Consider the following 8,411-nt stretch of genomic DNA (forward strand, 5'->3'; position numbering starts at 1 on the left):
CTCCTGGAACAACAAGCAGGCCGCCGGCTACACCGCGGCCGGCTTCGGCAACGGCTCGGTGCACCGGGCCAACCTGCTCGACGACCGGGTCAAGGGCAGACCCGTACGCGTCCTGCCCGCGCTCTGCTGCGGCTCCTCGGTACCCGTCTCCATGGGCTCGCTCACGGCACCCACCCCGATCCTCGGCCTGGCCCGGGCCGTCCCCGGGCGAGACGGACAGGATGACCGAGCGTTGCTGAAGATCGGCTGAAGACCTGAAGACCCCTTAAGCCTTCCGCCGGGGCGACCTGCGACCCTGGTGGGCATGCGCGTACTGGTGGTGGAGGACGAACGTCGGCTGGCCCTGGCCCTGCAGCACGGGCTGGCCACCGAAGGGTTCACCGTCGACGTCGCCCACGACGGGCTGACCGGCCTGGCCCGGGCCATGGAGCGCGCCTACGACGTGGTCGTCCTCGACATCATGCTGCCCGGCCTGAACGGCTACCGGGTGTGCTCCCGGCTGCGGGCCTCCGGCAGCGACGTCGGCATCCTGATGCTCACCGCCAAGGACGGCGAGTGGGACGAGGCCGAGGCGCTGGACACCGGTGCCGACGACTACCTCGCCAAGCCGTTCTCCTTCGTCGTGCTCGTCGCCCGGCTCAGGGCGCTCGCCCGCCGGATCGGCAGCCGGGCGCCCCGGCGCACCGTCCTGGGGGACCTGGTGGTCGACTCCGCCGCCCGCACCTGCACCCGTGGCGGCTCGCCCATCGCCCTCACTCCGCGCGAGTTCGCGATCCTCGACCACCTCGCCCGCCGGGCCGGGGAGGCCGTGTCCAAGCGGGAGATCCTCGAGGCGGTCTGGGACAGCGGCCCGGACAGCGACCCCAACACCGTCGAAGTCCACGTCAGCGCCCTGCGGCGCAAGATCGACACCCCGTACGGGCGCGCCGCGGTGCAGACCGTGCGCGGTGCGGGCTACCGCCTGGCGGCCGACGGTGGCTGACCGCCTCCCGGCACGCCTCGCGGCCCTGGCCGACCGGTTGACCCCGCGCTCCGTCCGCGCCCGCACCACGCTGGCCGCCTGCCTCAGCGTCGCCCTCGTCCTCGCCGTGGCCTCGGGCACCGTCGTCCTGCTGCTGCGCGCCAACCTGGCCCGCACGGTGGAGGACGGCGCCCGCGAGCAGGCCCAGGCCGTCGCCCGCCAGGCCGCGGACGGGCACCTGGACAGCCAGCTCCCGCTGGACCACGGCACCGACTTCATCCAGGTGGTCGACGCAGCCGGCCGGGTGGTCGCCGCCAGCCAGAACCTGGCCGGCCGCCCCGCCGTCGCCCCCACCGGCCGTCCGGACGGCCACCGCACCTTCAACCTGGGCGCCCTGGGCGACCAGCACCACCAGCGCGTCACCACCCTGACCGCCGGCACGCCCAATGGCCCGGTCACCATCCACGTCGGCGCCTCGCTGCGCACCGTGGACGCCGCCGAGGACCTCACCACCGCCGCCCTCGCCGTCCTGAGCATCGTCCTGCTGCTCACCGTCGGCGCCCTGACGTGGCGGGCGACCGGCCGCGCCCTGCGGCCGGTGGAAGCCATCCGCGCGGAGGTCGCCGCGATCGGCGACCGGGACCTCGACCGCCGGGTGCCGGAACCCCGCAGCGACGACGAGATCGCCCGGCTGGCCGGCACGATGAACGCGATGCTCGGCCGGCTGGAAGCCGCCGGGGCCCGACAGCGCCGCTTCATCGCCGACGCCTCCCACGAACTGCGCAGCCCGCTCACCGTGCTGCGCACCCAGCTCGAAGTGGCCCTCGCCCACCCCGACCCCGAGGTCCGCGCGGACCTGGTGGCGGGCGCCCTGGAGGACACCGGGCGGTTGCAGGCCCTCGCCGCCGACCTCCTGCTGCTCGCCCGGCTGGACGCGGCCGGACACGACTGGCCGGGGGAGCCCGTCGACCTGGCGGAGCTGGTGCGCACGACGCTCGCGGCCCGCGGCACCGAGCCCCACCCCGTCACGGTCGAGCTGCCCGGCGCCCTCGTCGTGCCCGGCAACCCGCTGTGGCTCGGACGGCTGCTCACCAACCTGCTCGACAACGCCCAGCGGCACGCCCGGAGCGGCGTCACCGTGCGGCTCACCGGCGAACCGGCGGCCGGTCGGGGGGCCGGTCCGGCGGCCGTGCTGGACGTCGTCAACGACGGGCCGCGGATCGACGGCGCCGACCGGGAGAAGATCTTCGAACGCTTCGCCCGCCTGGACGACGCCCGCAGCAGGGACGACGGCGGTACCGGCCTCGGCCTGCCGATCGCCCGGGACATCGCCGCCATCCACGGCGGGACGCTCGGCGTCGTCGACGGGCCAGGGCCGACGACCTTCCGGACCGTGCTGCCCTGGGCAGACCGCCGCGGCGCGTAGCCGGCTGCCCGGTACGGGCGCGGCAGGGGGAAGTCCGGCGAGCGCGGCCCGCGTGGTGTGCCGCGACGGCGGCTCGGGCCAGGTGTTCTCCCTCTTCGCGTGACTAAGCGCTTGCTTAGAGGCCGTCGGCTGGAGCAGGATGGCGCGGAGGTCAACCGCCCGTAGCCCGTACCCGCTCCCGCCGCCTCTCCGATCGGACGCCTCGCCGTGGACTCCCTGCTGCTCTCCCGCCGCGATCTCGACTTCCTGCTGCACGACTGGCTGGACGTCACCGCCCTGACCCGCCGCCCCCGCTTCGCCGACCACGACCGGGACACCTTCGACGCCGTCCTCGAACTCAGCGAGGCGATCGCGACCCGGCACTTCGCCCCCCACAACAAGAAGAACGACGCCCAGGAGCCCCGCTTCGACGGCGAGCGGGTGCACCTCATCCCGGAGGTCAGGGAGGCCCTGGAGGTCTTCGCCGAGGCGGGGCTGATCGGCGCCGCCATGGACCACGAGGTCGGCGGCCAGCAGCTGCCCGTCGTGGTCGCCAACGCCTGCCGGGCCTGGTTCCAGGCCGCCAACATCGCCACCGCCTCCTACCCGCTGCTCACCGTCGGCAACGCCAACCTGCTGCAGGCGCACGGCAGTCGGGAGCAGGTCGACACCTACGTGCGCCCGATGGTCGAGGGCCGCTTCTTCGGCACCATGTGCCTGTCGGAGCCGCAGGCCGGCTCCTCGCTCGCCGACATCACCACCAAGGCGGTCCCGCAGGGCGACGGAACGTACCGGATCACCGGCACCAAGATGTGGATCTCCGGCGGGGACCACGAACTGAGCGAGAACATCGTCCACCTGGTGCTGGCCAGGATCCCCGGCGGCCCGGCCGGCGTGAAGGGCATCTCGCTGTTCGTCGTGCCCAAGTTCCTGGTCCGGCCGGACGGCACCCTCGGGGAGCGCAACGACGTCGTCCTGGCCGGGCTCAACCACAAGATGGGCTACCGCGGCACCACCAACGCCCTGCTCAACTTCGGCGAGGGGCGCCACACCCCCGGGGGCTCGCCGGGCGCGGTCGGGCACCTGGTGGGGGAGGCCCACCACGGCCTGGCCTACATGTTCCACATGATGAACGAGGCCCGGATCGGCGTCGGCCAGGGTGCCGCCGCGCTCGGCTACACCGGGTACCTCCACGCCCTCGACTACGCGCGCACCCGCCCCCAGGGCCGCCCGCTCGCCGCCAAGGACCCCGGCGCCCCGCAGGTGCCGATCATCGAACACCCCGACGTGCGCCGGATGCTGCTGGCGCAGAAGAGCTACGTGGAGGGCGCCCTCGCCCTCGGCCTCTACTGCAGCCGCCTGCTGGACGAGGAGGCCACCGCCCCGGAGGAAGCCGAGCGCGCCCGCGCCCACCTGCTGCTGGACGTGCTGACGCCGATCGCCAAGAGCTGGCCCTCGCAGTGGTGCCTGGCCGCCAACGACCTCGCCATCCAGGTGCACGGCGGCTACGGCTACACCCGCGAGTACGACGTCGAGCAGTTCTACCGGGACAACCGGCTCAACCCCATCCACGAGGGCACCCACGGCATCCACGGCCTGGACCTGCTCGGCCGCAAGGTCGTCATGGACGGCGGCGCGGGGCTGAGGCTGCTGCTCGACACCCTCACCGCGACCGCCGAGCGGGCCGAGGCGGCCGGGGGCGAGGCGGCCGAACTCTCCGCCGCGCTGCGGCGGGCGGCGGAGCGGATCGGGCGGACCACCGCCGGCCTCTGGGCGACCGGGGACCCGGCCGCCGCCCTGGCCAACGCCTCCACCTACCTGGAGGCCGTCGGCCACGTGGTGCTCGCCTGGATCTGGCTGGAGCAGTTCCTCGCGCTGGGCGACGGCACGGACGCCTTCCGGGAGGGCAAGCGGCAGGCGGCCCGGTACTTCTTCCGGGTGGAACTGCCGCGCACCGGGCCGCAGTTCGACCTGCTCGACAGTCTGGACCGGACGGCGGCGGACTGCCGGCCCGAGTGGTTCTGACCAGCCCGGCCCCTCCGGTCCGGTCGATCCGCCGTCCGGAGGGGCCGCCTCTTTGTAGCGCCTGCTACACCTCGCTACGCTCGCCTGCATGAAGCCGCTGACCGTGCCACCGGACGGTGCCGTCCGCCCCGCCCCCGACGCCCCGGCGGGCGCCGCGTGATCCTGCGGATCGACCGGGCCTGGCTCCTGGACATCGCCCACCAGTGCCTGCCGAGCGACCCGGACATCACCGACTACGGCACCCTCGCCGCCGCCGTGGCCCGCCACGCCGACAGCGTCCTCGGCGTTCCCGTCTACGAAGGCGCGCACCAGCGCGCCGCCGCCCTGATGCACCAACTGATCCGCGTCCCCGCCCTGGAGTCGGGCAACGAGCACTTCGCCGCCGTGGTCGCCGCCTCCTACCTCGCCGCCTCCGGTCTCGTCGTCACCGCCGGCCCCGACCAGGCCGTCGACCTCGCCGCCCGGATCCGGAGCGGGGCGGCAGGCGTCCGTGAGACGGCGGCCGCGATCCGCAGCTGGTACGACTGAGCCGGCCGCCCGCGGTCCGGCCGCCCGTGGGCCGGACGATCGCGGGCCGGCCGCCCGTGGGCCGGACGCCCGTGGGCCGGACGATCGCGGTCGCTCAGTGCCCGTACTAGGGTCGTGAACCACACCGGGGCCGACGCCCGCCGACCGTCGGCGGCACTGCCGGTGCCTCGCCGTGGTCGCGAGCCTCGAGGGACTGAAGCGATGGGGATGACGTTCGGGCTGCTGGGCCCACTGGCGATCGACGTGGACTCCGCGCCGCAGACGCCGCCGAGAGCCGCCGTGCTGCGCGGGCTGCTGGGGGCGCTGCTGCTCGCGGAGGGGGAGCGGCTGTCCGTCGGGCGGTTGCTGGAGCTGGTGTGGGCGGAGCAGGCGGACCACGTCGGCCGGGGCGCGGTGCACACCGGAATGTCCCGGTTGCGGACCTGGCTCTCCCGGTTCGGGGACGCGTCGGTGGTGCTGGACTCCGACGCCCAGGGCTACCGGCTGACGACCGGTCCGGCCGCGGTGGACCTCGCCCGCTTCCGCCGGCTCACCGCCGACGGGGACCCGGCCGCGGCGCTCGGGCTGCGGCGCGGTCCGGTCCTCGCCGGGTTGGAGCGGCTGAACCGTGCGGACCCGTTGGTGACGTCCGTGGAGGACGAGGTGCGTGCCGCCGCGCTGTCCCTGGCCCGGACGGCCCTGGCGGACGGCACGCCCCGCACCGCCGTCCCCGCCGTGACCGCGCTCGCGGACGAGCACCCCTTCGACGAACCCCTGCACGCCGTCCTGCTGGAACTGATGGCGGCGGACGGACGGGCCGCCGAGGCGCTGCGCCGCTTCCAGGCACTGCGCGGTCGCCTGTCGGCGGAACTCGGGATCGAGCCCGGCGAACAGGTGCAGAAGGTGTTCCTGGCGCTCCTCTCCCACGGCTCCCACGGCTCCCACGGCCGCGAGGGCCCGGGCGCCGACCTCGGGCCACCCCGCGCCCCCTCCCAACTCCCGCCGGACCTGCCGGACTTCACCGGCCGCGAGGAACAGGTCCAGGCCGTTCTGGCCGCCCTGGCCGACGGCCGGGTGCCGGTGATCGCGGGCATGGGCGGCATCGGCAAGACCGCGCTGGCCGTCCACACCGCCCACCGGGCCGCCGCCGACTACCCGGACGGACGGCTCTACGCGGACCTGCGCGGAGCCGACGAGACACCCGCCGACCCGGCCCGCGTCCTGGCCGGCTTCCTGCGCGCCCTCGGCGCCGACGCCCGCGAGATCCCCGAAGCACTCGACGAGCGCTCCGCCCTGTACCGCACCCTGCTCGCCGACCGCCGGGTGCTCGTCCTCCTCGACAACGCCGCCGGCGAGCAGCAGGTCCGACCGCTACTCCCCAGCACCCCGGCACACCACGACGCAGGCGCCGGGCCGCGCTCGGCCGTGCTCGTCACCGGCCGCGCCCCGCTGACGGCCCTGCCCGGCGCCCACCTCGTGGACCTCGCCGAACTCGACACCGGCCACGCCCAGACCCTGCTGCGCCGCATCCTCGGCGACCGCCGGGTCGCCGCCGAACCGTTCGGCGCCGCCGCGATCGCCGAGCTGTGCGGCGGCATGCCGCTGGCCGTCCGCATCGCCGGGGCCCGGCTGGCCGCCCGGCCGCGCTGGACCCTGACCCGGCTCGCCGACCTGCTGCGCGACGAACGACGCCGCCTCGACGAACTCGCGGCGGGGGACCTGGCGGTGAGGACCGCCTTCGCCGTCGGCTGCGCCCGGCTGTCGGAGCCGACCCGCCGCACCTTCCGGCTGCTCGGCCTGCTGGAGGCGCCCGACTTCGCGCCCTGGACGGCGGCGGCGCTCGCCGACGTCCCGCCGCAGGAGGCCGAGCGGCAGCTGGAGGAGCTGGTCGACGCCCAACTGCTCCAGGACACCGGCGCGCAGCCGCACCCGCGCTACCGCTTCCACGACCTCGTCCGGCTGTACGCGCGCGAGGACGCCGAGGCCGCCGACGATCCGGCCGTCCGCTCCGCCGCCCTGGAACGGGCCTTCGGCGCCTGGCTCTGGCTGGCGGAGCAGGCCGCGGACCAGGTGCCCGGGCCGTGCCTCGCCCCGATCCACGGCGACGCCCCGCGCCACCCGCTGCCGAGCGCCGTCACGGCCGCCCTGCTCGACGACCCGACGGCCTGGTTCGACGCCGAGCAGCCGGCGCTGAACGCGAGCGCCCGGCAGGCCGCCGCGCTGGGCATGGTCGCCGCGGCCTGGGACCTCGCCGCCTGCCAGGAGAAGTACTGCGACGTGCGCGGACTGTACGACGACTGGCGCACCACCCACCTCGCCGTCCTGGAGGCCTGCCGGACGGCCGGCGACGTCCGGGGCACGGCCGTGCTCACCCGCGGCCTCATCGAGGTGACGACCTGGACGACCCCGACCGACAGCACCCAGACGATGGTCTCCCTGGAAGGCCGCGCACGACAGCTGGAGCGGATGTTCGAGCAGGTCGCCGAGCCGCGCGGAACCGCCGACGCCCTCGTCCTGACGGCCTGGAGCCTGGTGGCCCAGGGGCGTGCCCGCGAGGCGCTGGACACCGCCCACCAGGCCCTCGACCTCGCCACCCTCCACGACCACCCCGGTGGAAGGGCCAGGGCCCACCAGATCATCGCCGTCGCCCACGGCGAGACCGACCTCGACCGCGCGATCGAGCACCTGACCGAGACCCTGCGGCTGGCCCGCTCGATCGGCAACACCCGCTTCGAGGCCACCGCGATCCAGTTCCTCGGCGCCGCCCACGGCCGGGCCGGCCGGGTGGAGCTGGGCTGCGAGCTGCTCTCCCGCTCCCTCGCCATGGCCCGCTCGTTCCAGGACCGCTACGTCGAGGCCTTCTCACTGCTCTACCTCGCCACGCTGTACGCGGCCACCGGCGACGACCGCGCCCGCCCGACCGCCGAGGCGGCCCTCGTCATCGCGCGGCGCCTCGACCTTGGCCACCACCTCGCCCAGGCCCTCGGCATCCTCGGCGAACTGGACCTCGCGGCGGGGGAGCACGCCGCGGCCGTCGCGCACCTGGAGGAGTCGGTCCTGGTCTGGCGGGCCCGCGGCTGGCGCTCCTTCCTCGCCGGCGCGCTGCGCACCCTCGCCCGCGCCTACGAGGCCTCCGGGCTGACCGAGTCGGCCGCGCGGGTCCTGGAGGAGGCCCGCGAGCTGAGCGGCACCCCCGGGCGGGGCGGCGCCGCGAACGGCGGCACCGACGCCCTCACGCACGGGTGCTGACCCGGCCGCCGTACCCCGGGCGGGCCTGCCGGAGCCGGCTCATCGGCCCTGGGGCGGCCTGCCCGCTCAGCTTTCCTGCCACCGGCCTGCCCGGGCCGGCCTGCGGGCTCCGCTCACCCGGGCAGCCCGGCGCCGGCCGATCGGTGAGCGCACCGGTAAGGCATCGGTAAGACGCCCCCGCCTAGGGTCGTTCCCGACCGCACCGGACTTCCGCACCCACCCCAGGGGGGCGTCCGGCCGGGTCCGCGCAGGGGACGGACCCGA

6 protein-coding genes are annotated in these 8,411 nt (G+C 75.5%); all 6 read left to right on the forward strand.

Annotation, left to right across the window (positions count from 1 at the left end):
• Nucleotides 1-250 (forward strand): hypothetical protein (locus tag ABT247_RS29175; RefSeq protein WP_350748299.1); only part of this gene is annotated, 250 nt, incomplete at its 5' end.
• A gap of 54 nt (nt 251-304) precedes the next feature.
• A complete protein-coding gene (locus ABT247_RS29180; RefSeq protein WP_350748302.1) occupies nt 305-982 on the forward strand; it encodes a response regulator transcription factor in 678 nt (225 codons plus the stop codon).
• Nucleotides 975-2,387 (forward strand): ATP-binding protein, encoded by a 1,413-nt coding sequence (locus ABT247_RS29185; protein WP_350748305.1) that lies wholly within the window; start codon nt 975-977, stop codon nt 2,385-2,387. The genes ABT247_RS29180 and ABT247_RS29185 overlap by 8 nt, the downstream gene beginning before the upstream one ends.
• 207 nt (nt 2,388-2,594) lie before the next feature.
• On the forward strand, nt 2,595-4,391 hold the full coding sequence (locus tag ABT247_RS29190; RefSeq protein ID WP_350748308.1) for an acyl-CoA dehydrogenase: 1,797 nt from the start codon (nt 2,595-2,597) through the stop codon (nt 4,389-4,391).
• Between the two features lie 156 nt (nt 4,392-4,547).
• Nucleotides 4,548-4,919 carry a fic family toxin-antitoxin system, toxin component gene (locus ABT247_RS29195; protein ID WP_350748311.1) on the forward strand — a complete coding sequence of 124 codons (372 nt, stop codon included), beginning with the start codon at nt 4,548-4,550 and terminating at the stop codon, nt 4,917-4,919.
• 201 nt (nt 4,920-5,120) lie between these two features.
• Nucleotides 5,121-8,147 (forward strand): ATP-binding protein, encoded by a 3,027-nt coding sequence (locus ABT247_RS29200; protein WP_350748313.1) that lies wholly within the window; start codon nt 5,121-5,123, stop codon nt 8,145-8,147.
• The last annotated feature ends 264 nt before the right edge of the window (nt 8,148-8,411 follow it).

Origin of the sequence: Kitasatospora sp. NPDC001539 (genome assembly GCF_040298565.1) — a bacterium.
Classification (GTDB): Bacteria; Actinomycetota; Actinomycetes; order Streptomycetales; family Streptomycetaceae; genus Kitasatospora.

Bases quoted from the DNA above. Each gene is read 5' to 3' on its own strand.
- ABT247_RS29180 (WP_350748302.1), top strand. From the start codon at position 305: ATGCGCGTACTGGTGGTGGAGGACGAACGTCGGCTGGCCCTGGCCCTG.
- ABT247_RS29200 (WP_350748313.1), top strand. From the start codon at position 5,121: ATGGGGATGACGTTCGGGCTGCTGGGCCCACTGGCGATCGACGTGGAC.